The 21,998-nt window shown below is 74.6% G+C and carries 21 protein-coding genes; 7 read left to right on the plus strand and 14 right to left on the minus strand.

All coding sequences use genetic code 11. From position 1 onward, the window contains the following. Window positions 1-82 precede the first annotated feature (82 nt). The 4 genes from BM093_RS06815 to BM093_RS06835 form a co-directional block, all read right to left on the minus strand. Window positions 83-388, minus strand: coding sequence for a WhiB family transcriptional regulator (locus tag BM093_RS06815; protein ID WP_093339343.1), 306 nt, complete (start codon window positions 386-388; stop codon window positions 83-85). A 655-nt stretch (window positions 389-1,043) separates the two neighbouring features. Next, window positions 1,044-3,170, minus strand: a complete 2,127-nt coding sequence (locus BM093_RS06825) for an ATP-dependent DNA helicase UvrD2 (RefSeq protein ID WP_177238310.1) — start codon at window positions 3,168-3,170, stop codon at window positions 1,044-1,046. A 147-nt stretch (window positions 3,171-3,317) separates the two neighbouring features. After that, window positions 3,318-3,689, minus strand: coding sequence for a transcriptional regulator (locus tag BM093_RS06830; protein WP_093338889.1), 372 nt, complete (start codon window positions 3,687-3,689; stop codon window positions 3,318-3,320). Beyond that, window positions 3,679-4,140: a hypothetical protein gene (locus BM093_RS06835; protein WP_093338892.1), complete on the minus strand. Its 462-nt coding sequence runs from the start codon at window positions 4,138-4,140 to the stop codon at window positions 3,679-3,681. Before BM093_RS06835 ends, BM093_RS06830 begins: the two co-directional genes overlap by 11 nt. Before the next feature lie 118 nt (window positions 4,141-4,258). Here BM093_RS06835 and BM093_RS06840 point away from each other — a divergent pair, with 118 nt between their 5' ends. After that, complete coding sequence (locus BM093_RS06840) at window positions 4,259-4,483, plus strand: glutaredoxin domain-containing protein (RefSeq protein WP_281248692.1); 225 nt, start codon at window positions 4,259-4,261, stop codon at window positions 4,481-4,483. 87 nt (window positions 4,484-4,570) lie between these two features. On the opposite strand, the gene nudC is transcribed toward BM093_RS06840, so the two are convergent. The 10 genes from nudC to BM093_RS06890 all read right to left on the minus strand — a co-directional run bounded on the left by nudC (window position 4,571) and on the right by BM093_RS06890 (window position 15,681). Continuing rightward, window positions 4,571-5,593 carry an NAD(+) diphosphatase gene (gene nudC, locus BM093_RS06845; RefSeq protein ID WP_093338897.1) on the minus strand — a complete coding sequence of 341 codons (1,023 nt, stop codon included), beginning with the start codon at window positions 5,591-5,593 and terminating at the stop codon, window positions 4,571-4,573. Next, on the minus strand, window positions 5,590-6,975 hold the full coding sequence (locus tag BM093_RS06850; RefSeq protein WP_093338900.1) for a M16 family metallopeptidase: 1,386 nt from the start codon (window positions 6,973-6,975) through the stop codon (window positions 5,590-5,592). Before BM093_RS06850 ends, nudC begins: the two co-directional genes overlap by 4 nt. Beyond that, window positions 6,972-8,360, minus strand: a complete 1,389-nt coding sequence (locus BM093_RS06855; protein WP_093338902.1) for a M16 family metallopeptidase — start codon at window positions 8,358-8,360, stop codon at window positions 6,972-6,974. Before BM093_RS06855 ends, BM093_RS06850 begins: the two co-directional genes overlap by 4 nt. Window positions 8,361-8,399: 39 nt before the next feature. Next, window positions 8,400-9,677: an aldehyde dehydrogenase family protein gene (locus BM093_RS06860; protein ID WP_093338905.1), complete on the minus strand. Its 1,278-nt coding sequence runs from the start codon at window positions 9,675-9,677 to the stop codon at window positions 8,400-8,402. A gap of 213 nt (window positions 9,678-9,890) precedes the next feature. Further along, on the minus strand, window positions 9,891-10,886 hold the full coding sequence (locus BM093_RS06865) for a class F sortase (protein ID WP_093338907.1): 996 nt from the start codon (window positions 10,884-10,886) through the stop codon (window positions 9,891-9,893). A 13-nt stretch (window positions 10,887-10,899) separates the two neighbouring features. Continuing rightward, the gene (locus BM093_RS37855; protein ID WP_093338910.1) at window positions 10,900-11,940 is read right to left on the minus strand and encodes a DUF4142 domain-containing protein; all 1,041 of its coding nucleotides are present in this window, start codon (window positions 11,938-11,940) and stop codon (window positions 10,900-10,902) included. Between the two features lie 105 nt (window positions 11,941-12,045). Beyond that, window positions 12,046-12,909: an exodeoxyribonuclease III gene (locus tag BM093_RS06875; protein ID WP_093338912.1), complete on the minus strand. Its 864-nt coding sequence runs from the start codon at window positions 12,907-12,909 to the stop codon at window positions 12,046-12,048. An 11-nt stretch (window positions 12,910-12,920) separates the two neighbouring features. After that, complete coding sequence (locus BM093_RS06880) at window positions 12,921-13,838, minus strand: transketolase family protein (RefSeq protein ID WP_093339346.1); 918 nt, start codon at window positions 13,836-13,838, stop codon at window positions 12,921-12,923. 89 nt (window positions 13,839-13,927) lie between these two features. Beyond that, window positions 13,928-14,635: a thiamine pyrophosphate-dependent enzyme gene (locus BM093_RS06885; protein ID WP_093339350.1), complete on the minus strand. Its 708-nt coding sequence runs from the start codon at window positions 14,633-14,635 to the stop codon at window positions 13,928-13,930. A 47-nt stretch (window positions 14,636-14,682) separates the two neighbouring features. Beyond that, window positions 14,683-15,681, minus strand: coding sequence for a potassium channel family protein (locus tag BM093_RS06890; protein ID WP_245773358.1), 999 nt, complete (start codon window positions 15,679-15,681; stop codon window positions 14,683-14,685). Window positions 15,682-15,873: 192 nt separating this feature from the next. On the opposite strand from BM093_RS06890, the gene BM093_RS06895 reads away from it, so the two are divergent. The 6 genes from BM093_RS06895 (at window position 15,874) to BM093_RS06920 (ending at window position 21,994) form a co-directional block, all read left to right on the plus strand. Beyond that, complete coding sequence (locus BM093_RS06895) at window positions 15,874-16,929, plus strand: sensor histidine kinase (RefSeq protein WP_425439119.1); 1,056 nt, start codon at window positions 15,874-15,876, stop codon at window positions 16,927-16,929. Continuing rightward, a complete protein-coding gene (locus BM093_RS06900; protein ID WP_093338921.1) occupies window positions 16,926-17,768 on the plus strand; it encodes a LytR/AlgR family response regulator transcription factor in 843 nt (280 codons plus the stop codon). Before BM093_RS06895 ends, BM093_RS06900 begins: the two co-directional genes overlap by 4 nt. After that, window positions 17,765-18,148, plus strand: coding sequence for a hypothetical protein (locus BM093_RS06905; RefSeq protein ID WP_093338924.1), 384 nt, complete (start codon window positions 17,765-17,767; stop codon window positions 18,146-18,148). The genes BM093_RS06900 and BM093_RS06905 overlap by 4 nt, the downstream gene beginning before the upstream one ends. Continuing rightward, window positions 18,145-19,812: a sodium/solute symporter gene (locus tag BM093_RS06910; RefSeq protein WP_093338927.1), complete on the plus strand. Its 1,668-nt coding sequence runs from the start codon at window positions 18,145-18,147 to the stop codon at window positions 19,810-19,812. The genes BM093_RS06905 and BM093_RS06910 overlap by 4 nt, the downstream gene beginning before the upstream one ends. A 188-nt stretch (window positions 19,813-20,000) precedes the next feature. Further along, window positions 20,001-20,354 carry a DUF485 domain-containing protein gene (locus tag BM093_RS06915; protein WP_245773350.1) on the plus strand — a complete coding sequence of 118 codons (354 nt, stop codon included), beginning with the start codon at window positions 20,001-20,003 and terminating at the stop codon, window positions 20,352-20,354. Continuing rightward, window positions 20,351-21,994: a solute symporter family protein gene (locus tag BM093_RS06920; RefSeq protein ID WP_245773351.1), complete on the plus strand. Its 1,644-nt coding sequence runs from the start codon at window positions 20,351-20,353 to the stop codon at window positions 21,992-21,994. The genes BM093_RS06915 and BM093_RS06920 overlap by 4 nt, the downstream gene beginning before the upstream one ends. Window positions 21,995-21,998: the final 4 nt, after the last annotated feature.

The raw sequence follows: 21,998 nt of genomic DNA on the forward strand, positions 1-21,998 counted from the left end.
CGGGCACGGGATCGTCTCGACTGTCATCAGGGTGTTCATCTCGGTCGTCTCCTTCGGGATCGGGTCGGGTGGCGGGTCGGGCTCAGCTGCCGGCGGCCAGGGCGTAGGCCCGGTCGCGCTCCAGGTCGGCCTTGCGCGGTCGACCCCTCGGACGCTTGCGCGGGATCACCCGGCCGCGCTCGAGGATCTCACCGCCCCACACCCCCCACGGCTCGCCGCGGTCCAGCGCACCGGCCAGGCAGGCCGCGCGCACCGGGCAGCTGCCGCAGAGCGTCTTGGCCTCCTCCAGCTCGGCAGGCGACTCGGCGAACCAGAGGTCCGCGTCGCCGTTGCGGCAGGGCAGCGCCGACCGCTGCTCGCCGGACCGGCCGGTCGGCGCGACCCGCAGCCGCGCCTCGTCGGAACCGGCGCAACCGCCACCGGTCTCGTTCCTGATCACTCCGCCGTCACACGGAGCGGAACGCACGTACACGATCGACCTCCTCGATCGAACTTCTCGGGCTCTACTTCTGGGGACCTGTGTTGTCAGGACTTCTCATCTCGGGACGGATCTGCGGACAAAAAAATCGGGGCCGCGGAACCCATGTGCGTGGGTTCCGCGGCCCCGACGGGACTCGGCGCGGGCGCTGAGGGTCAGGTACCCCCTCGGCGCCCGGGAACGGACGCACCTGTGCACTTGTGCTCATCGAAGATCGGGCCGCTGATCACCGGGGACACGTCTCCCCCGGTACGGGGCGCGACGGCCGCGACCAGGAGCGGCTCCGCCCAGCGACGACGCAGGCGGGCGGACGGGACCGCCACGGAAGCGGGCAGCACGGTCGCGGGAACGCACGGCAGGGCGGAGCCCGTCCGGCCGATCGCGGTGATCGTGTCCATCAGGTGCCTCCTCCCTGTTCCCGCCGGGCGGTCTCCCGCTCGACGCATGCCGGAGTGGAGTGATCTGCTCCACTCGATGGCGTCGACACTAGAAGTGCCGCGCACACCGTTGCAACCGAATATCCGAGTTCTCTCCGGAAGTTCACCGGGCGGCGACCGAAGAGGGGCTACCGCTCGTCGTCGTGCTCGGCGAGCAGCCGCAGGACGGAGTCGCCGTACCGGTCGAGCTTGGCCGCCCCGATACCCGGGATCCCGACCAGCGCCGACGGGTCGGACGGCCGCTGCTCGGCGATCGCGGTCAGCGTCGCGTCGGTGAGCACGACGAACGCCGGGACGTCCTGCTGCTTCGCCTCCGCGGCCCGCCACTGCTTGAGCCGGTCGAGCAGCTCGAGATCCACATCGGACGGGCAGTCGTCACACCGCAGGAGCTTGGTGGCGGCACCGCCGAACAGCGGCGACCCGCACACCCGGCAGCGCGGCCGGGCCCCGCCGGGGCGGCGCTCCCCCGCGATCCGCGAGGCCGGGTGCGCGTCCGGGATCAGCCCGTACAGGAACCGGGACCGCCGCCGCTTCGGGCCGCGCCCCGAGGCCCGCGACAGCGACCACGACATCGACAGCACCCGCCGGGCGCGGGTGATACCCACGTACAGCAGCCGCCGTTCCTCCTCGATGGCCTGCTCGTCGTCACCGGCGTGGCCGATCGGCAGCGTCCCGTCGGCCAGCCCGACGAGGAACACCGCGTCCCACTCCAGGCCCTTCGCCGCGTGCAGCGACGCCAGCGTCACCCCCTGCACGACGGGGGCCTGCGCGGAGTCGGCCCGCGTGTCCAGCTCGGCGCAGAGCGCGGCCAGGTCGGCCGCCGGGTCGATCGCGGCGAGCTCCTCGGCCACCCCGACCAGGGCGAGCAGCGACTCCCACTGCGCACGCAGGGTCGCCCCCTTCGGCGGCTCGTCGGTGAGTCCGGCGCGGGCACCGAGCACGGCCCGGGTGACGTCCACGAGATCGGTGCCGGGTCGCTGCTCGGGCACCGCACCGCGCAGCGCGATCATCGCCCGGCGGATCTCCGGGCGGGCGAAGAACCGCTCGCCGCCGCGCACCTGGTAGGGCACGCCGGCGTCGGACAGCGCCTGCTCGTAGGCCTCGGACTGCGCGTTGATCCGGAACAGCACCGCGATCTCCGAGGGCTCCGTGCCGTCGGAGAGCAGCGTCAGGATGCGCCCGGCGACGGCGGCGGCCTCGGCCGGCTCGTCGTCGTGCTCGGAGAAGTCCGGGTCCGGGCCGGGCGGGAGCTGGCCGACCAGCTGCAGGCGCGAGCCCGCCGGGCGGTGCCGGGCGGAGGAGATCAGCTGGTTCGCCGACCCGACGATCTGCGGGGTGGACCGGTAGTCGCGCTGCAGCCGGACGAGGGTCGCCTCCGGGAAGCGCCGCGGGAACTCCAGCAGGTAGCGGGGTGAGGCACCGGCGAAGGTGTAGATCGTCTGGTTGGCGTCACCGACCACGGTGAGGTCGTCGCGGTCCCCGAGCCACGCGTCGAGCAGGCGCTGCTGCAGCGGGGTGACGTCCTGGTACTCGTCGACGACGAAGCAGCGGTACCGCGACCGGAACTCGTCGGCGACCCCGGGGTGCTCCTCCAGCGCGACCGCGGTGTGCAGCAGCAGGTCGTCGAAGTCCAGCATCTCGGCCGCGTTCTTGAGCTCTTCGTAGCCCGCGTAGACCTCGGCGACCTGGTCGGCGGGCCCGGGGGTGTCCCGCCGGCGCCGCGCGGCCTCGGCCGCGTAGTCGACCGGCGCGATCAGCGACGACTTCGCCCACTCGATCTCGGAGGTGAGATCGCGCAGCGCATCGGAGTCGGTACCGACCCGGGCCCGCGCCGCGGCCTGGCCGACGATCCGGAGCTTGCCGTCGAGCAGCGGCCACGGCGTGCCACCGACCACCTGCGGCCAGAAGTAGCGCAGCTGGCGCAGCGCGGCCGCGTGGAACGTGCGGGCCTGCACACCGGGCGCGTCGAGCTGCCGGAGCCGGGTGCGCAGCTCACCGGCCGCGCGGGCGGTGAAGGTGACGGCGAGGACCTGCCCGGCCACGACGTGGCCCTGCCCCACCAGGTGCGCGATCCGGCGGGTGATCGTGCGGGTCTTGCCGGTGCCGGCGCCCGCGAGCACGCAGACCGGCCCGCGCGGGGCGGTGACGGCGGCCCGCTGCTCGGGGTCGAGGCCGTCCGGACCCGCCGGGTCTCCCGGCCCCGGCGCGCCCCGGGTCGCGCGGGCAGGACCGGGAGCGGTGGTTCGGGACGGCACGACCCCATCCTGACACCCGCCCCCGACAACCTCGGGCCGCCCGGGCACTCTCCCGGTCGACGCTGCTCCCGGCGCCGGCGGACGGGACCGGGGCGGCCGCCTCCTGCCCCGCCCGCGTGCCCGTCCGGTCCCGGCGGCCGTCGCGGGTCAGGCCTCGTCCCGGGCCGTCGGGCCGGCCTCGGCCCCGACCGCGATCCGGCGCAGCTCCTCGACGTGGGCGTCGAAGGCGTCCCGCCCGGCCGGGGTCTGGGAGATCCAGGTGAGCCGGCGGGCGTCGGCGCGGGTCGCGGAGCGGGACTTCGCGGTCGTCGCGTAGCCCGCGTCGACCAGGACCTTCAGGTGCTTGGACAGCGTGGCGTCGGCGACGCCGAGGGTGTCGCGCAGCACCGCGAAGTCGATCTGTTCGACGTGCCGCAGGATGCCGCTGATCCGGAGCCGGACCGGGGCGTGGATGGTGTCGTCGAACCCGGACACGGCGCCGACGGGGCCCCCGGCACCGCTGGTCCCGTCACCGGCCACGACGGACGTGCTCCCGGCTCAGTCGTTCGAACCACCGGTTCGCCGACAGCGCCACCACGAAGCAGACCACGGCGGGCACGGCCGCCCACCACGGCGAGAGCGACGCGACCAGCGCGAAGGACACGCTGACCAGCGCCAGGATCGCGACCACGGTGACGAGGAAGACCCCCCACGCCGCGGCGCCGACCGCGCCCGCGCGGATCCCGGTCACCGAGCGCTGGTACCAGAGCAGCGCCAGCACGGCGACCAGCAGGAACGGCAGGAGCCCGTCCCGCACGCCGTCGTCGAACACGGGCAGGAGCACGTACCCGGCCGCCACCAGCGCGAACGCGACGTGGATCCACCCCGGGGCGGCCATCCGGCCGGCGAGTGCGGTGCGGTCCGCCTCGAGCCCGCGCAGGACCTCCTCGGCGGATCCGTCCCGGCTCCCGGGTGACGCATCGTTTTCCATACCGGCAACTCAATCAGTTGCACATTCGGAAAGTCAAGTCTCTTGCCGGAACGGAAAGAGACACCCCGGGAAGATCCGGGGCCCGGCCGCCGTTGACCGGGACATGGCGGACCTGACCATGTACACGACCAGTTGGTGCGGCTTCTGCCGCCGGTTGAAGCTGCAGCTCGACCAGGCCGGGATCGGCTACCGCGAGATCGACATCGAGCGCGAGCCGGACGCGGTGGCGTTCGTCGAGCAGGCCAACGGCGGGAACCGGACCGTGCCGACCGTCGTCTTCCCCGACGAGTCGGTCGCGACCAACCCCAGCTTCGCCGAGGTCGAGCAGCGACTGGCGAGCTGAGGCAGCCCGGGTCCTCGGGACCCGGGACTCCCACCACGACAGCGGCGGCCCGGGCGGTGTGCCCGGGCCGCCGTCGTGTGCCGGGGGTCAGCCGCCGGCCGCCGCCCAGGAGTCCAGCATCGTCCGCGCGATCGACACCTTGCCCGGCAGCAGGACGACCGGGTCGGTGCTCTCGTGCGCGTCCCGCCCGTCGTCGCGGCCGGCCCAGTCACCGCGGGCCAGCGCGGCCCGCAGCTGGGTCCGGGTCACCCACAGCGCGTCGGCGATCTCGCCGTCCTGCGGGCGCAGCAGTGCGTCCGGGTCGGCGATCGCGTGGAAGCCGACCATCAGCGACCGCGGGAACGGCCACGCCTGGCTGCCCAGGTAGCGGACGTCGGTGACGTCGAGCCCGACCTCCTCGGCGATCTCCCGGTGCACGCACGCCTCGAGGGACTCACCGGACTCGACGAACCCCGCGAGCACCGAGTAGCGGCCGACCGGCCACACCGGCTGGCGGGCGAGCAGCACCCGGTCGGCACCGTCGTGCACCAGGCAGATGACCGCCGGGTCGGTGCGCGGGTACTCCTCGTGCCCGTTCTCACACATCCGTGCCCACCCCGCGTTGTGCGGCCGGGTGCGGGTGCCGTCGACCGCGCAGAACCGCGCGCGGTCGTGCCAGTTCAGGGTGGCGACCGCGCCGGTGAGCAGGCCCGAGCCCAGCGGGTCGAGGAACGCGCCGGCGGCCCGCAGGTCCGCCCACTCCCCCGGGTCGTCCGCCGCGGTCCAGGCCGGACCCCCGCGGACCGCCCAGTAGGGGACGCCGTCGGCCTCACCGAGCAGCACCGCCTCGGCAGGCGGCTCGGGAGCCAGGTCAGTGCCGGTGCGGGTGCGGACCCGCCCGCCCCGGCCGGCGGCCGCGTCCCAGGCGGCGGCGTCGGTCTCGTGGAACTCCCGGCCCGGGTCGACCTCCCAGTCCACCGGGGTGCGCCCGGACTCGTCCACGACCAGCACCCGCGCCTTCGCCCAGGAGTCGCGCACGTAGTCCGGGTCCAGGCGCAGCCGCTCGTCGCGGTCGAGGAGGTTGCGCGAGAGGACCGGCTGGTCGGCCAGCTCGAAGTAGCCGCGGCTCACGACCGGCTCACCCCGCCGAGCGCCGCCAGGCGCGGACCGACGACCTCGGCGTCACCGACGATCACACCGGTGAACCGGGACGGGGCGAACAGCTCCGCCGCGGCCTCGGCCACCTGCGCCGGTGTCACCTCCTCCAGCCGTCGTGGCCGGTCCCGCAGCCACTCCACGTCCAGCCCGGCCGCGTCCAGCGCGGACAGCGTCCCGGCCAGCGCGGACTGGCTGTCGAGTGAGATCAGCAGCGAACCGATCGCGTAGCGGCGGGCCGAGTCGACCTCCTGCTCGGTGGGTGGGACGGCGACCATGCGGCCCAGCTCGTAGCGGGTCTCGAGCAGCGCGGCGGCGGTGACGTCGGAGGCCACGTCGGTGTCGAGCCCGAGCACCGCGCCACCCGGCACGAACTCCTGACCGGAGTGCGCGCCGTAGGTGTAGCCCTTGTCCTCGCGGACGTTCTCCATCCAGCGTGACGAGAAGTAGCCGCCGAAGACCAGGTTCGCGAGCTGGTAGGCGGTGTAGCGCTCGTCGGTGCGCTCGAGCCCGGGCGCGGTCAGCCGCAGCTGGGACTGCACGGAACCGGGACGGTGCACGAGTTCCAGGTCGCCGGCCGCCGGCGGGGTCGGCGCGGACAGCCGGTGGGCCGGGTGGTCGCCGGTCCAGCCACCGAGCCGGCGGGCGACCTCGGCGATCGCGGCCTCCGGGTCGATGTCGCCGACGAGCACCAGCCGCGCGCCGTCCGGGACGACGACCTCGGCGTGCAGCGCGCGGACCTGCTCCGGGGTGACCTCGGCGACGGCCTCGGCCGTCGGCAGCTCCGAGACGATCGGATGGTCGCCGAAGCGCTTGCGCATCAACGCCTCGCGAGCGACCGTGCGCGGCTGGGCGCGGGCGACGGCGATCCGCTCGGCGAGCCGGGCCCGCTCGCGGAGCACCTCGTCGTCGGGGTGGGTGGCCCCGGTGAGGACGTCGGCCAGCACGTCGAGCACCACCGGCAGCCCGGAGGCCAGCGCGGACCCGCCGGCCTGCAGCCACTCCGGGTCGACCCCGACGGCCAGCTCGCCCCCGACGGCGGCGAGGTCGTCGTCGAGCCGGACCCGGTCCCGCCCGGTGGTGCCGGTCAGCATCGTCTCGGCGACGACCTCGGTGCCGGCGGTCCAGGCGGGGTCCGCGGACGATCCCGGTGCCGCGGACGGGATCCGCAGCACGGTCTCGACCAGCGGGACGCCGGGCCGGTGGGCGGCGAGCACGGTGAGCCCGTTCGGCAGCGTCTCGCTGACGACATCGGGCAGCGGCACCTGCTTGGTCGCGCCGAGTGCGGGCAGCTCGCGCGGGCCCCGCTCGGTACGGCCGATCTCCTCGGCGCTGCGGTGGGTACGGGCGGCGGTCACGCGCTGCTCCCCTCGGTGCGGTCGGTGTCTGCGCCGGCGGGCCGGTCCGCGCCGTCGTCGCCGGCGGGTTCGACGGTCAGCACCGCGCGCCCGGCCGAGCGCAGCCGGGCGGCGGCCGCCGCGACGTCGTCGCCGGTCAGTGCGGCCAGCCGGGCGGGCAGCTCGACGGCCAGCTCGGCCCGGCCGTAGAGCAGCTCCCGGGCGCCGAGCCCCAGCATCCGGAACATCACCCGGTCGTCCTCGCGGTGCAGCGCGGCCGTCCAGCGGGCGGACTGGCGCGCGAGCTCCTCGGTGTCGGGCCCCTGCTCGGCGAGCCGGTCCAGTTCGTCGTCCACCGCGGCGGTCACCCGATCGGCGCTCACCTCGGCCGGGTGCACGGCGGTGATCGTGAAGGTGTCCGGGTCGCGGGCGTCGAACGGGCCGCCCATCAGGCCGTTCGTGGCCGCGACGTCGGTGACCAGCCCGTCGGCGTGCACCAGCCGGCGCTGCAGGCGGGCCGCCTCGCCGTCGGTGAGGACGGAGGCGAGCATGGCGTGCGCGAGGTAGGAGTCCGGGTCCGCGGCGGGGTCGGGCACCCGGTAGCCGAGGGCCAGCGCGGGCAGCGGGGCGTGCGGGTCGGCCACGCCGTGGCGGCGCTCGGTCCCCGGCACCGGCTCGGCGAACGACGGGCGCTGCGGGACCGGCCGCGCCGGGATGTCCCCGAAGTGGCGCTCGACCAGCGCCAGGGTGCCGTCCACCCCGTGCTCGCCCAGGTCGCCGTGCACGGTGACCAGCGCGTTGCCGGGGGCGTAGAAGGTGTCGAAGAACGCCGCCGCGTCGTCCAGGCTCGCCTGTTCCAGCTCGGAGAAGTCGCCGTAGCCGTTGTGCGCGTTCGGGAAGGTGTCGTAGAGGACCGGCGGCAGCAGGATCCACGGGAAGCCACCGTAGGGGCGGTTGTGGACGTTGAGCCGGATCTCCTCCTTCACCACGTCGACCTGGTTGCGCAGGTTCTCCGGCGTGAGCTTCGGCGCGCGCAGCCGGTCGGCCTCCAGGAACAGCGCCCGCTCCAGTGCCGCGCCGGGCAGCACCTGGAAGTAGTCGGTGTAGTCCTGGTGGGTGGAGCCGTTGAAGATCCCGCCGGCGGCCTGGACCTGGCGGAAGTGCTCCAGCTTCTCCAGGCTCTCGCTGCCCTGGAACATCAGGTGCTCGAACAGGTGCGCGAAGCCGGTGCGACCCTCCGGTTCGGACCGGAAGCCGACGTCGACGTGTACCGCGACCCCGACCACCGGGGTGGCCGGGTCGGGTACGACGAGCACGCGCAGCCCGTTGGACAGCGTCGCCCGGTGCACGGGCAGGTCCGTGGGCGCGGCGGCGGGGCCGGGGGCGGTTACGTTGGCCGGGGACACGCCAGCGAGGCTATCCCGCGCCCCCGACAACGTGCGTGATCAGGCGGGTGGCAGCACCACGAACTGGCGCAGGCCGAGGTCGCGGTAGGTGACCGGGCCGCGCGGCCCCGGGGTCTGGTCGACGTTGATCCCGGTCTCGGGCAGCCCGAGCAGCTTGTAGCCGTCGAGCAGCCGGGAGGTCGCGTTCCAGAACACCCCGGTCCCGGTGTAGCGGTCGATGAAGCGCTGGGCGACCGCCTCGTCCGAGGCGCAGATCGTCGCGGCCAGCCCGGAGGTCTCCCGCGCGGCGGTGTCGGCGGCCTCGTCCGGGCCGTCGACCGGTGCGACGGTCACGTGCGCCTCGGCGCCGGAGTCCAGCGCCCACTCGTGCCCGAGCCGGTGGGTGTGCGGCGGTTCGGAGAGCGCGACACCGCGGGCGTCCAGCGCGGCGCGGGCGACCGGGAGCAGGGTGTCGTAGACCGGCCGGTCGATGAGCAGCAGGTTCAGCCGGTTGCAGACGCCGAGCCGGTCGGTCGAGTCGGTGACCAGCCGGACCACGTCGGCCTCGCTCGCGGACGCGTCGAGGTAGAGCACGCCGCCGCCGTCGGCGTGCGCGAGCACCCGGGTGCCCGCGGTCGCGCCCAGCATCGAGAGCTTGCGGGTGACCTCCCCGGAGCCGCGCACGACCACCAGCGGCACCAGGTCCGGCAGCCCGACCAGGGCCTCGGCGCCGGCGTGCCCGGGCAGCGGGACGAGCTGGACGGCGCTCTCCGGCAGCCCGGCCTCGGCCAGCGCGGGCCGCAGGATCCGCTCGACCAGCGCGGTGGCGCTGCGCAGCGCGGCCGACCCGGTGCGCAGCACGGCGGCGCTGCGGGCCTTGAGCACCTGCGAGGCGACGTCGACGGTCACGTTCGGGCGGGCCTCGAACACGGCACCGATGACGCCGACCGGGATGCGGCGTTCGAACACGCGCTCCCCGGTCTCCAGGGTGCGCACCGGCCACTCGGTCGGCGGCTCGGGGGTCGCGGCGAGCACCTCCAGCTGGGTGGCGATCCCGGCGAGGCGCTCCTCGGTCAGCCGCAGCCGGTCGAGCAGGCCGGCGGCCATGCCGTTCCGTTCGGCCGCCTCGACGTCGGCCGCGTTGATCTCGAGGAGCTCCGGGGCCCCGTCCCGGATCCGGGCCGCCGCGGCACGCAGCGCCTCGTCGACCACCCCCGGCGCCGCGGCGCGCACGGCCGGGGCGGCGGCCCGGGCGCGCTGCGCGGCCTCCCGGACCGCGGCGAACTCCGGGGCCTCGGTGGCGTTCTGGTCGGGACCGGTGACGGTGCTGCTGCTCACCCAGGTCAGGGTACGGACCCGCCGCCTCCGGCCCGGATCCGTACCCCGCACGACGCACCCGTCGCGTGCGCCCCCGATCCGAGTGCCCGCTCCGTACCCGGCCCGCCACCCCGCCGGGTCCGGATCCGCGCCGAGACGCGGCACACGGTCCTCCGGAGATCGACAATTCGCGCTGGTCCGCATCTCGGCGAGGTCTGTGCGGGCCGGTTCGGGTCAGACGGGTTCGGGCACCGCGTAGACGACGATGTTCGACTCGTAGCTGCCGGTGGCCGGGTCGAACACACCCCCGCAGGTGATCAGCGCGAGCTGCGGACTGCCGTCGCGGCGGAACACCTCCGCGGGCAGGTCGTGCTTGCCGTACTCGCGGCGCGCGGCGACCCGGTAGGTCGCGGTGCGGCCGTCGGTGCCCCGCACGGTGACCGGCTCACCCACGCCCAGCTCCGGCAGCACGGACAGGACGCCCAGGCCCCGGGTGCGCGAGTCGACGTGCCCGGCGATCACGGTGCTGCCCACGGCGCCACCCGGCGGGGCCCCCGGTGACCACCAGCCGACGGTGTCGACCTCCTCCGGGATCACCATGCCGCCGTCGGGTCCGGTGGCGACGGACTCGACGGGTGCGGTGATCCCGCGGGCGGGGAGTTCCAGGGTCGCCGGGACCACCGGCTGCGGCGGCGCCCCGGGATCGGGACCGGCATCCGTGCCGGGACCGCCCGGAGCGGGCTCGGCGGGCAGGGCGTGGATCGGTGAGACCGTCCACGGCTCCGCCGGGGCAATCGGGGGCGGCCCGGCGGGCCGCGGCGGCGTCGCGCCGGGGCCGGGCAACGGCCGGGCGCGTTCCTCCGGCCCCGCGGGGTCGGGCTGCCCGGCACCGGGCACGGCCTGCGGGCCGCCCGGATCGGGTGCACCGGGCGCGGACGCGGCCGGGCCGGGCTGCGCGGGCCCCGGGCCGGGTGCACCGGCACCGTCGAGCACGCCGGAGGCGACGGGCGCGGGGGCCGGTGCGGACAGCACCGGCAGCGCCGCCGCGGCCGGCACCGGTCGCGCGGGGCCGGTGGCCGCCGCGGGCAGCGTCCCCAGGTCCTCGGCGACGACCCGCGGGTCGTCGCCGAGGGCGATCCCGGCGCCGGCGCCGAGCAGGAGGGTGCCGGCGAGCAGCAGGGCTGCCGCTCCCCGAGCACCGTCCTGCGGGTGCCGACGCCGTGTCGTCACGCGCGCGAGGGTCTCACGCGCGCGAGCGGCGCAGCCGGATCAGGCCCGCGGCGAGCAGGACGAGCCCGGCACCGCCGAGCGCGACCGGCAGGACGGCGTCGGACGCCGACGCGGCCTGGCCACCGGTGCCCGCGTCGACGGCGGGAGCGCTGCCCTGACCCGGCGTCTCGGCCGAGCCGCCGCCGGAGCCGGCGGTGCCCTCCTGGCCCGAGCCGGAGCCCTCGGCACCGGCGCCACCGGCGCCCGCGTCCGGGCCGGCGGCCTGGCCGCCCGTGCCGGAACCGCTGCCCTCACCGGAACCGCTTCCGGCGGCGCCGTTCTCGCCACCGGCACCGTTCTCGCCGGCACCGTTCTCGCCGGCAGCGCCGTCCTCGCCACCCGCGGCACCGTTCTCGCCGCCGGCGCCGTTCTCACCGGCCCCGTTCTCGCCACCGGCGCCGTCCTCACCGCCTGCGGCGTCACCGGCGCCCTCGCCACCCGGCGCAGCGACGCCGGCCGCGACGGCCGCCTCGTCCAGCTTGGTCTTCAGCTCACCCAGGTTGGTCACCTGGGCCCGGGCCTGCTCGACCTGCTCCGGCGGGAGGCCGGGCACGTTCAGCAGGCCCTGGGCCTGGTCGTTGAGCTGCCCGACCTGCTCCTGGGCGGCCTGCAGCCAGCCCTGGTCGAACTGCTCGCCGGACTGGGCCTTGAGCTCGTCGACCTGGGCCTGGATCTCCGGCGAGACCTGGTCCGGCAACGAGACGCCGATGCCCGACGCCAGGCCGCGCAGCCGCTCGTCGATCTGCTGGCCCTCTGCCTGCACCTGCGGGGCGAGGTCCTTGACCTGCTGCCCGACGCCCTGCTCCAGGCCGACACCGCCGAGCGCCGCCAGACCCAGTGCCTTCTGGTGCGCGTCGCCGAACGCCTGGCGCGGATCGCCGACGCCCGGGACCTGCGGGAGCTCGGTGGGCACGTTCGGCACCTGCGGCGTCTCGCCACCGCAGGCGGTCAGCCCGACGAGCGCGAGTGCAGCCACGGACGCCCCGACCGTGCGGCCGATGCTGTTGCTGTTCATGGTCCTCCCCCGGGAGTAGCCGTCCACAGGGGTGTGGGCTATCAGGGTGAACGACGGGCCTGCAACCCGAACCACACGACTCGTGGGTCCGAGTGCGGTGAGCGGCTATGCCTTTCGGACCAGCGGCGCCGGGGAGGACGGCGGTGGGACGACCGGCCCGGCGTCCCCGTCCGGGGCGTCGTCGAGGTCCAGCAGCACCGGCGCGTGATCGCTCGGGGACTTCCCCTTCCGCGCCGCGCGGTCCACCCACACCGCCGCACGCCGGTCCGCGGGCACGTCCCCGGCGAGTACGAGGTCGATCCGCATGCCCTGGTCCTGGTGGAAGCGCCCGGCGCGGTAGTCCCAGTAGGTGAAGACCCGCTCGTCCGGCCAGCGCTCGCGCATCACGTCCCGCAGGCCCGTGGCACCGAGCGCGGTGAGCGCCGCCCGCTCGTCCGGGGTGACGTGGGTGGAGCCCTCGAACGCGGGCCGGTTCCAGACGTCGTCGTCGGTCGGGGCGATGTTCATGTCCCCGGCCACCACCGCCGTCGCCGGGTCGCCCGCGGCGACCATGTCCCGCAGCGCCGCCAGCCAGCGCAGCTTGAACGGGTAGTGCGGGTCGGCGGGCTCGCGGCCGTTCGGCACGTACACCGAGGTCACCCGCAGCCCGCCGCAGGTCGCGGTGATCGCGCGGGCGTCCGGCTCGGTCAGCCCGCCGTCGGTGAAGACGGGCTCGCCGGGCAGCCCGCGCACGACGTCGTCGAGCCCCACCCGCGACAGCAGCGCGACCCCGTTCCACCGGCCCTGGCCGTGGTGCGCGACGGCGTAGCCGCGCTCGGCGAGGGCCGTGCCGAGGGTGGCGGCGAAGTCGTCGTCGGAGAGCTTGGTCTCCTGCAGGCAGACGACGTCCGGTGCCCGTTGGTCCAGCCAGGGCAGCAGGCGGGGCAGCCGGGACTTCGCCGAGTTCACGTTCCAGGTGGCCAGGCGCACGGCGTCCGACCCTACGAGAGGAACTCCGCGACCGAACGCCGGATCCCGGTGACGTCGAGGCCGTGCGCGGCGTCGTGCTCGGCGGGGCCGCCGTAACGGCGCAGCTCCGCGCGCCCGACCCCGAGCCCGAGCACGCGGTGCCGCACCCCGGACAGGGCCGCGGAGACCTGCGGGACCGAGGTGGCGGCGAGGTAGGGCTCGACGAGCACGACGTCGGGCTCGGACAGCGTCGCCCGCAGCGCGGCACCGTCGAACGGGCGCACGGTCGGCAGGTACAGCACGGTGACGTCGAGGCCGTCGACCGCGTCCAGGGTGCGGTCGGCCATCGGGCCCACGGCCACGACGGTGCCCCGGCTGCCGCGCCGCAGCACCGTCGCCCCCGGCCCGGCGCCGTACGGCCGGGCGTTGGACGCACCGGCGAGCCGGACGTAGACGCGGTCGTCGCCCGGCAGCGCGGCGCGCAGCTGCGCCTGCGCCTCGTCGGCGTGCCCGGGGACGTGCACGGTCCAGCCGTCCAGGGTGTCGAGCAGGGCGACGTCGCGGGAACCGAAGTGCGTCTCGCCGGCGCTCGCCATGTCGTAGGAGCCTCCCGAGGAGACCAGCACCGCACCGGCGTCCTGGTGACCGAGGTCGAGCTTGAGCTGCTCGTAGGGCCGCTCGACGAGGAACGGCGCGAACGTGTGCACGATCGGGCGCATCCCGGCGAGCGCGAGCCCGCCCGCCGTGGAGACGAGCAGCTGCTCGCGGATGCCGAGATTGATCACCCGGTCGGCGACGGCGGCCGGGATGTCGACGTAGCCGGCCCCGATGTCGGCGAGCAGCACGACCGCTCGCGGGTCGGCGGCGAGCAGGTCCGGCAGCAGCCGGTAGAAGCGTTCGCGCTGGTCAGGCACGTGGTGCGTCACGGTAAGCAGAGCAGAGGCGGGCATCGGGGACTCCGGTGGATGCGAGGACTGCACGATCGGCGAGGGCTGCACGATCGGCGAGGACTGTGGGATCCGGCACAGTTGCGGGGCCATCAGTGACTCCCCTTCGGCTCGACGTGGGCGACGACGACGAGCGGGCGGCCGTCGTGCGGGGCGGTGAGGGCCCGGTACAGCTCCTCGTGGTCGCGGCCGTCGGCGTCGACGGTGGCCCAGCCCTCGACGGCGAACCGGGCGGCGATCCCGCCCGGCCAGCCGTGGGTGGCCGAGCCGTTGTCGATCACGACGGCGGTGAGCCCGTCCAGGCCGGCCCGGCCCGCGTACTGGACGGCCTCGGCGTTGGATCCCTCGTCCAGCTCGGCGTCGCCGACCAGGACGATCGTGCGCGCGCCCCGGCCGCCCGCCCGCAGCCCGAGCGCGGTGCCGACGGCGAGCCCCAGGCCGTGCCCGAGCGAGCCGGAGGAGATCTCCACGCCGGGCACGAGCGTGCGATCGGGGTGGTGGCCCAGCCGCGAGCCGAACTCCGCGAACCCGTCGAGCTCGGACGGGTCGAGGAACCCGGCGGCGGCCAGGACGGCGTAGAGCGCCATCGGGCCGTGCCCCTTGGAGACCAGGAACCGGTCCCGGTCCGGGTCGTCGGGCCGGTCCGGGCGCACCCGCAGGATGCGGTCGTACAGCACCCACAGCACGTCCAGCGTGGACGTCGCCGCGGGTGCGTGCTTCTCGTCGCCGGTCATCCGGGTCATCAACCCGGCGAGCCCGGCGTAGCCGGTGTCGGTGGTGGTCGCTGTCGGAATGCTCATGCCGACCACCGTGCGACCTGAAGTTCAGTTCAGGTCAAGGACGTGGCTCAGTCGTCCTCCGGAGGAGTGGCCTTCCGCACGTAGAGCAGCTGGTCACCACGCTCGATGGCGTCCACCGCGGGCGAGTCGACGCGGTAGAGCCGGTCCCCGCGGACCACGCCGAGCACGATGTCGGGCAGGTGCCGCGGCGAGCCGCCAACCTCGGCCGGCTCGACCTGCCGCTGCGAGATGGCGAACCCGGCGTCCGGGGTGAGCAGGTCCTCCACCACCTCGACCACGGCCGGGGACCGGGTCGCGACGCCGAGCAGCCGGCCCGCCGTCTCGTCCGAGATGATCACCGAGCTGGCCCCGGACTGGCGGAGCAGGTGCACGTTCTCCGCCTCGCGGACCGCGGCGACGATCGAGATCGACCGGGACAGCTCGCGCGCGGTCAGGGTGACCATCACCGCGGTGTCGTCGCGGTCCAGCGCCACGACCAGCGTCGTCGCCAGCTGCACGCCGGCGATCCGCAGCACCGCCGACCGGGTCGCGTTCCCGGACACGGTGACCAGGCCGAGCCCGGAGGCGACGTCGAGCCGGGCCCGGTCGGTGTCGACCACCACGATCTTCTCCGGTTCGACACCGTCGCCCAGCAGTGTCTCCACCGCGGCCCGGCCCTTCGTGCCGTAGCCGACGACGACGGTGTGCTCGCGCACGCGCGACCTCCAGCGCTGGATCCGGAACGACTGCCGCGAGCGCTCGGTGAGCAGCTCGACGGTCGTCCCGACGAGGACGATCAGGAACAGCACCCGCAGCGGGGTGATCACGGCGATGTTGACGGCCCGGGCCGTCGCGCCCACCGGGACGATGTCGCCGTAGCCGGTCGTCGACAGCGACACCGTGGCGTAGTACAGCGCGTCCATCAGCGAGATCTCGCCCGCGCCGTTGTTGTCCAGGTACCCGTCGCGACCGACGTAGACGATCATCGTCGTCGCCCCGAGTGCGAACAACGCGATCATCAGCCGGGTCAGCAGCGAGCGGACGGGACCCGACCGCGAATCCGGCATCCGCAGCGCGCCCTCGACCTGGGGATCGAACGCGCCGAGCCGGGAGGAGCCGATCACATGCGGCAGGCTAACGCCGCCGCGGGCCGGGGGCCCTATCCTGGGTGGGTGCGGGCCGACGGTGACTCCGATCGTGGTGGCCGTGCGCCCGGCTCGCGCCCCTCCCCATCCCGGACGTCCCAGTCCCGCTCGTCACTGCGGCCCCGGTTCACCGACCGCTTCCGGGCGGCCGGGCACACCCCCGCCGATCCGGCCGAGATCCTCGACGCCGGGGTCGCCGTCGCCGCGGGGCTGCGCGAGCCGGCCGGCTCGCCCGCCGCGGTCGACGCCCTGCGGCGGCTGGCCGGGCTGTGCGGTGCCGACGCGGTGGGGCTGCTGCTGCCCGGCGGTCGCGAGACGTGGTGGGGCCCCGACCGCGACGACGGCGTGGCGCTCGGCCGGCGCGCCCACGGGCGACGGCTGTCCGAGGGGGACCTGCTCGCCCTGCCGCTCGACGACGAGCCCGGCGACGACGGCGCGGTCCTGGTACTGGCCGGTGACGTCTCCCCCGCCGCGGCCCGCCGGATCGCCGGGTTCACCGCCGACGCGCTGGAACGGGCGCGGCTGGAGGCGGGCGCCGCCGAGGCCGAGGCCGCCCGGCTGCGTGAGCTGCGCACCCAGATCTCGCCGCACTTCGTCTACAACGCGCTCACCACGATCGCCTCGTTCGTGCGCTCGGACCCGGCACGGGCCCGGGACCTGGTCGAGACCTTCGCCGAGTTCATCCGGCACTCCCTGGCCGCGCGCGGGGACTACACCCCGCTCGCCGAGGAGTTCCGGTCGGTCGAGGCCTACCTGACGCTGGCCCGCGCGGTACTCGGCGAGCGGCTGCGGGTACAGGTTCGGGTGGCACCCGAGGTGCTGCCGGTACCCGTACCGGTACTGGCACTGCAGCCGTTGGTGGAGAACGCGGTGCAGCACGGCGTCGAGAAGGACCCGGACGGAGGGCTGGTGCAGGTCAGTGGCGAGGCGGAGGGCGATGTCTGCGTGATCGCCGTCGAGGACGACGGGCCGGGCATGAGCCCCGAACACGCCCGCGCGGTGCTCGCCGGTACCGCCGAGGGGGCCGGGCTGGCCCTGGTCAACGTCGACCGGCGGCTGCGGGCGGTGTACGGCCCGGAGCACGGTCTGGTGATCGAGACCGCGCCGGACGCGGGCACCCGGATCGTGCTGCGGATCCCGCGGTTCCAGCCGGGGGTGGTCGCCCAGTGAACGCCGCGAACCCCGCCGCCCGGGGCGCCGACGCGCTGCGGGTCCTGGCCGTCGACGACGTCGCACCGGCACTCGACGAGATCTGCGCACTGCTGGCCGACGCACCCGACGTCGGTGAGGTCGCCCGCGCCGGCGACGCCGTCGAGGCACTGCGCACGATCCCCACCGGCGGGTTCGATGCGGTGTTCCTCGACATCACGATGCCCGGGATGGACGGCCTCGAGCTCGGCGGCGTGCTCGCGGCGATGGCGGCCCCACCGGAGATCGTGTTCGTGACGGCGTTCGAGGAGCACGCCGTCGCCGCCTACGGCCTCGGCGCGGTCGACTACCTGCTCAAGCCGGTCGGCGCCGACCGGCTCGCCGATGCGCTGGGCCGGGTGCACCGGGCCCGCGCCGGCCGGTCCGCGAGCGCCCCCTCCCCCGCACCGGCCGAGGACCCCGCGCCGCCGGCGCCGCGGGTCGACGAGCTGGCGGTGCTGCCGGTCGAGCTGGCCGGGCGCACCCGTTACGTCCGCCGCGAGGACGTCCGGTTCGTCGAGGCGCACGGCGACTACGTCCGGCTGCACACCCCGGCGGGATCGCACCTGGTCCGGATCCCGCTCTCCCGGCTGGAGGAGCACTGGGACGCCCACCGGTTCGTCCGGGTGCACCGCAGCTTCCTGCTCCACCTGCCCGCCGTGCGGGAGCTGCGCAGCGACGCCGGGGGCGGACTGCTCGCCCACACCGACGCCGGGGACGTCCCGGTCAGCCGCCGGCACGCCCGCGACCTGCGCGAGCAGCTGATGGCCGCGGCGACCTCGGGCGACCTCGAGACCGGCGGGGAGCGGGGCCGGCGGTGAACCGCCCGCGCCGGGTCGCCGTGACCGCGCCGCCGGAGACCGGTGTGCGGTCCCGCCCGGTCCCGGCGCGCCCGGTGCCCGAGACGGTGCTCGAGCGCGACCGCGCGGCCCACGCCCGCCGGGTCCGCCACGCCCAGCTGCGCCGGGCCGCGATCACCCTGGCCTGCGGGGCCCTGCTGCTGCTGGGCCTGCCGGTGCTGCTGCACGGTGTGCCGGGGCTCGCCGCGTGGCGGCTGGGCTGGCTGCCGCTGGGCTGGATGCTGGTGGCCTGGCTGCCCTATCCGCTGCTGGCCCTGCTGGCGTGGTGGCACCTGCGCCGGGCGGAACGGGCCGAGCGGCCGGACGACCGGCCGGGCGAGGACCCGGCCCCCGCTCCGTGACCGGCGCCGTCGTCGTCGCGCTGCTCCTGATCACGGTGCTGATCGGGGCCCGTGGGGTGGCCGCGATGCGGACCACGTCGGACTTCCTCGTGGCGTCGCGGCGGACCTCGCCGATGCTCAACGCGGCGGCGGTCTCCGGCGAGTACCTGTCCGCGGCGTCGTTCCTCGGCGTCGCCGGTCTGGTGATCAAAGAGGGCACCGGCGCGCTGTGGTACCCGGTCGGGTTCACCGCCGGTTACCTGCTGATGCTCACGCTGGTCGCCGCGCCGATGCGGCGCAGCGGGGCGTTGACCGTGCCCGGGTTCGCCGAGGCCCGGCTGGGCTCGCGGTCGCTGCGCCGGTTCTGCGCGGTCGTCGTGGTGGTGATCGGGGTGCTGTACCTGGTGCCGCAGATCGTCGCGGCCGGCCAGCTGCTCACGCTCGTGTCCGGGGTGGACTACTGGGTGGGCGTGGTGGTGAGCGGGCTGGCCGTGGGCATCACGCTGGCACTCGGCGGGATGCGCGCCGCCACCTACGTGCAGGCGTTCCAGTTCGCGCTGAAGCTGCTGCTCTTCGCCGGGCCGGCCATCTGGCTGCTGCTGCTCGCCGGGCCGTCGCTGCGGGCCGACATGGCCGCACCGCCCGAGTTCACCCACTTCACCCAGCAGACCCCGGTCGACTTCCGGCTGGACACCGACCTCGTCGTGACCGAGCCGACCGTCGTCGCCGTCGACGGGGTGCCGGTCGAGCTCGCACCGGGCCCGCACCACGCCCGGGGCGACCAGGTCTGGCTGTTCCCGGAGGGCGCCGCCGTGCCCGAGCTGGGCGGGGACCGGGCCTCGCTGCCCGTGCCCGGCGGGGACCAGTGGGCGCTGCCGCTGCTCGGCACCGGCGAGGCCGCGCCGCTGATCGCCACCTGGTCGGTGCTGGTCGCGACGGCGCTCGGGACGATGGGCCTGCCGCACGTCATCGTCCGGTTCCACACCAGCCCGGACGGCCGCGGGGCCCGCCGGACGGCCGCGATCACCGTCGCCCTGCTCGGCTCGTTCTACCTGTTCACGGTCGTCTATGGGCTGCTCGGGACGGTGCTCACCCCGGAGCTGCACCTGTCCCAGACCACCGACACCGCGATCGTCACGCTGCCCGCGCGGATCACCGACGGCTCGACCGCGGCGGTGCTCACCGCCCTGCTCACCGCCGGGGCGTTCGCCGCGTTCCTCGCCACCTCGCTCGGCCTGCTGCTCGCCCTGTCCGGGGCCCTCGCGCACGACCTCATGCCCAGCGGCCTGCGCCGGCTGCGCCTCACCGCGCTGGCGGTCTCGGCCGCCGTCGTCCCGGCGGCGTTGCTGATGGTCCGGGTCGACGTCAGCGCCGCCGTGACCTCGGCGTTCACCGTCGCCGCGTCGACGTTCTGCCCGCTGCTGGTGCTCGGACTGTGGTGGCGGGGCTTGACGGCGCGCGGCGCATACGCCGGAATGGTCACCGGACTCACCTGCTCGGTGGGGGCGATGGGGCTGGGCACCGCGCTCCCGCTGGGCGGAACGGCGGGCATGTTGCTCACCCAGCCGGCCCTGTGGTCGGTCCCGCTCGCGTTCCTGATGATGATCGCAGTGTCACTGGGCGACCACGTTCCGTCATGGGCGGAAGATACGATGCTCCGGCTCCATCTGGCCGATCGCGAGTGATCGCCTACATATTCGACAGACCGTTGTCAACACCGTTGGTCGAGTTCTGACGCGGCCGATCGTCCGATCGTCCGCCGCTCGCATCACGGGAGAAACAGGGCACGCGTGTGGGGTTCCGCGCACGGCCGCCAGGGCATTTCCTGATGCGCAGTCCGTGGTCGCGCGCGGATTCATGCAAGGAGGCATACGTGAGTACGACCGAGTCCGACGAGCACGGTGGCGCCCCGCCGCCGGGCGCTCCCGACTGGGCGGCCGTACAGGCCGGCCCCGATTTCCAGGAGCTGCGCAAGCGGCTCCGTGGTTTCGTCTTCCCGGTCACCGCCGGGTTCCTCGTCTGGTACCTGCTGTACGTGCTGCTGGCCAGCTTCGCCCCCGAGTTCATGGCGACGCCGGTGCTGGGCAACATCAACGTCGGGCTGATCCTCGGCCTGCTGCAGTTCGTGTCGACCTTCGCGATCACCGTGGCCTACGTCCGCTTCGCCGACCGCAAGCTCGACCCGCTGTCGTCGAAGATCCGTGACGAGATCGAGGGGGCGAAGTGAGCACGACCGTCCTGGCTCAGGCCACCGCGGGCAGCAGCCCGATCCTGAACATCTCGATCTTCCTGATCTTCGTGATCGGCACGCTGGGGATCGTCTTCTACGTCAACAGCCGGCACGCCAAGAAGACCGCGGCCGACTTCTACACCGCCGGCGGCGGCTTCTCCGGCACCCAGAACGGCTTCGCGATCGCCGGTGACTACCTCTCGGCCGCGTCGTTCCTGGGCATCGCCGGTGCGATCGCCGTCAACGGCTACGACGGGTTCCTCTACTCGATCGGCTTCCTGGTCGCCTGGCTGGTGGCGCTGCTGCTGGTCGCCGAGCTGATGCGCAACACCGGCCGGTTCACCATGGGCGACGTGCTCGCGTTCCGGATGCGGCAGCGTCCGGTCCGGGCGGCCGCGGCCACCTCGACGCTGGCCGTGTCGTTCTTCTACCTGCTGGCCCAGATGGCCGGTGCCGGCGCGCTGGTCTCGCTACTGCTCGGCGTGTCCGGTGCGTTCGCCGAGGGCGTCGTCATCGCCGTCGTCGGCGCCGTGATGATCATCTACGTGCTCGTCGGCGGCATGCGCGGCACCACCTGGGTCCAGATGATCAAGGCGGTGCTGCTCATCACCGGTGTCCTGATCATGACGATCTGGGCGCTGGCGATCTTCGGGTTCAACTTCTCCGGCCTGCTGGGCGCCGCGGTGAACGCGAACCCGGAGGACGGCGCGGCCCTGCTCTCGCCGGGCCTGCAGTACGGGGCGTCGACCACCTCGAAGATCGACTTCATCTCGCTGGGCATCGCGCTGGTGCTCGGCACCGCGGGCCTGCCGCACGTGCTGATGCGCTTCTACACCGTGCCCACGGCCAAGGAGGCGCGCCGCTCCGTCGAGTGGGCGATCTGGCTGATCGGCCTGTTCTACCTGTTCACCCTGGTCATCGGCTACGCGGCCGGCGCCCTGGTGGGTGCGGACACGATCAGCCGGGCGCCGGGCAAGGTGAACTCGGCGGCGCCGCTGCTGGCGTTCGAGCTCGGCGGCCCGATCCTGCTGGGCATCATCGCGGCGGTCGCGTTCGCGACGATCCTCGCGGTCGTCGCCGGCCTGACGATCACCGCGTCGGCCTCGTTCGCGCACGACGTCTACATCAACGTGATCAAGCACGGGGACGTCAAGGACACCGAGGCCACCCAGGTCCGGGTCGCCCGGCGGACCGCGATCGTGATCGGCATCGTGGCGATCCTGGGCGGCATCCTGGCCCGCAACCAGAACGTCGCGTTCCTCGTGGCGCTGGCGTTCGCGGTGGCGGCGTCGGCGAACCTGCCGACGATCCTCTACTCGCTGTTCTGGCGGCGGTTCAACACGACCGGGGCGTTGTTCTCGATCTACGGCGGTCTGGCGATCACGCTGCTGCTGATCATCTTCTCGCCTGTGGTGTCCGGGAAGGGGCCGGAGGCGGCGACGCCGTCGATCTTCCCGAACTCCGACTTCATGCTGTTCCCGCTGTCCAACCCGGGCCTGGTGTCCATCCCGGCGTCGTTCCTGCTGGGTGCGATCGGCACCTGGGTCGGGCAGAAGCGGCACGACGAGAGCAAGTTCGCCGAGATGGAGGTCCGGTCGCTGACCGGTGCCCACATCGCGAAGGCGGAGGCGCACTAGCCAC

This window comes from Pseudonocardia ammonioxydans, from assembly GCF_900115005.1.
GTDB classification, from domain to species: domain Bacteria; phylum Actinomycetota; class Actinomycetes; order Mycobacteriales; family Pseudonocardiaceae; genus Pseudonocardia; species Pseudonocardia ammonioxydans.

What these genes read in the sequence shown, in the direction of transcription:
- BM093_RS06835 (WP_093338892.1), bottom strand. Translation starts at nt 4,140, where the DNA reads ATGGAAAACGATGCGTCACCCGGGAGCCGGGACGGATCCGCCGAGGAG.
- BM093_RS06840 (WP_281248692.1), top strand. Translation starts at nt 4,259, where the DNA reads ATGTACACGACCAGTTGGTGCGGCTTCTGCCGCCGGTTGAAGCTGCAG.
- BM093_RS37855 (WP_093338910.1), bottom strand. Translation starts at nt 11,940, where the DNA reads ATGAACAGCAACAGCATCGGCCGCACGGTCGGGGCGTCCGTGGCTGCA.
- BM093_RS06880 (WP_093339346.1), bottom strand. Translation starts at nt 13,838, where the DNA reads ATGCCCGCCTCTGCTCTGCTTACCGTGACGCACCACGTGCCTGACCAG.
- BM093_RS06885 (WP_093339350.1), bottom strand. Translation starts at nt 14,635, where the DNA reads ATGAGCATTCCGACAGCGACCACCACCGACACCGGCTACGCCGGGCTC.
- BM093_RS06890 (WP_245773358.1), bottom strand. Translation starts at nt 15,681, where the DNA reads ATGCCGGATTCGCGGTCGGGTCCCGTCCGCTCGCTGCTGACCCGGCTG.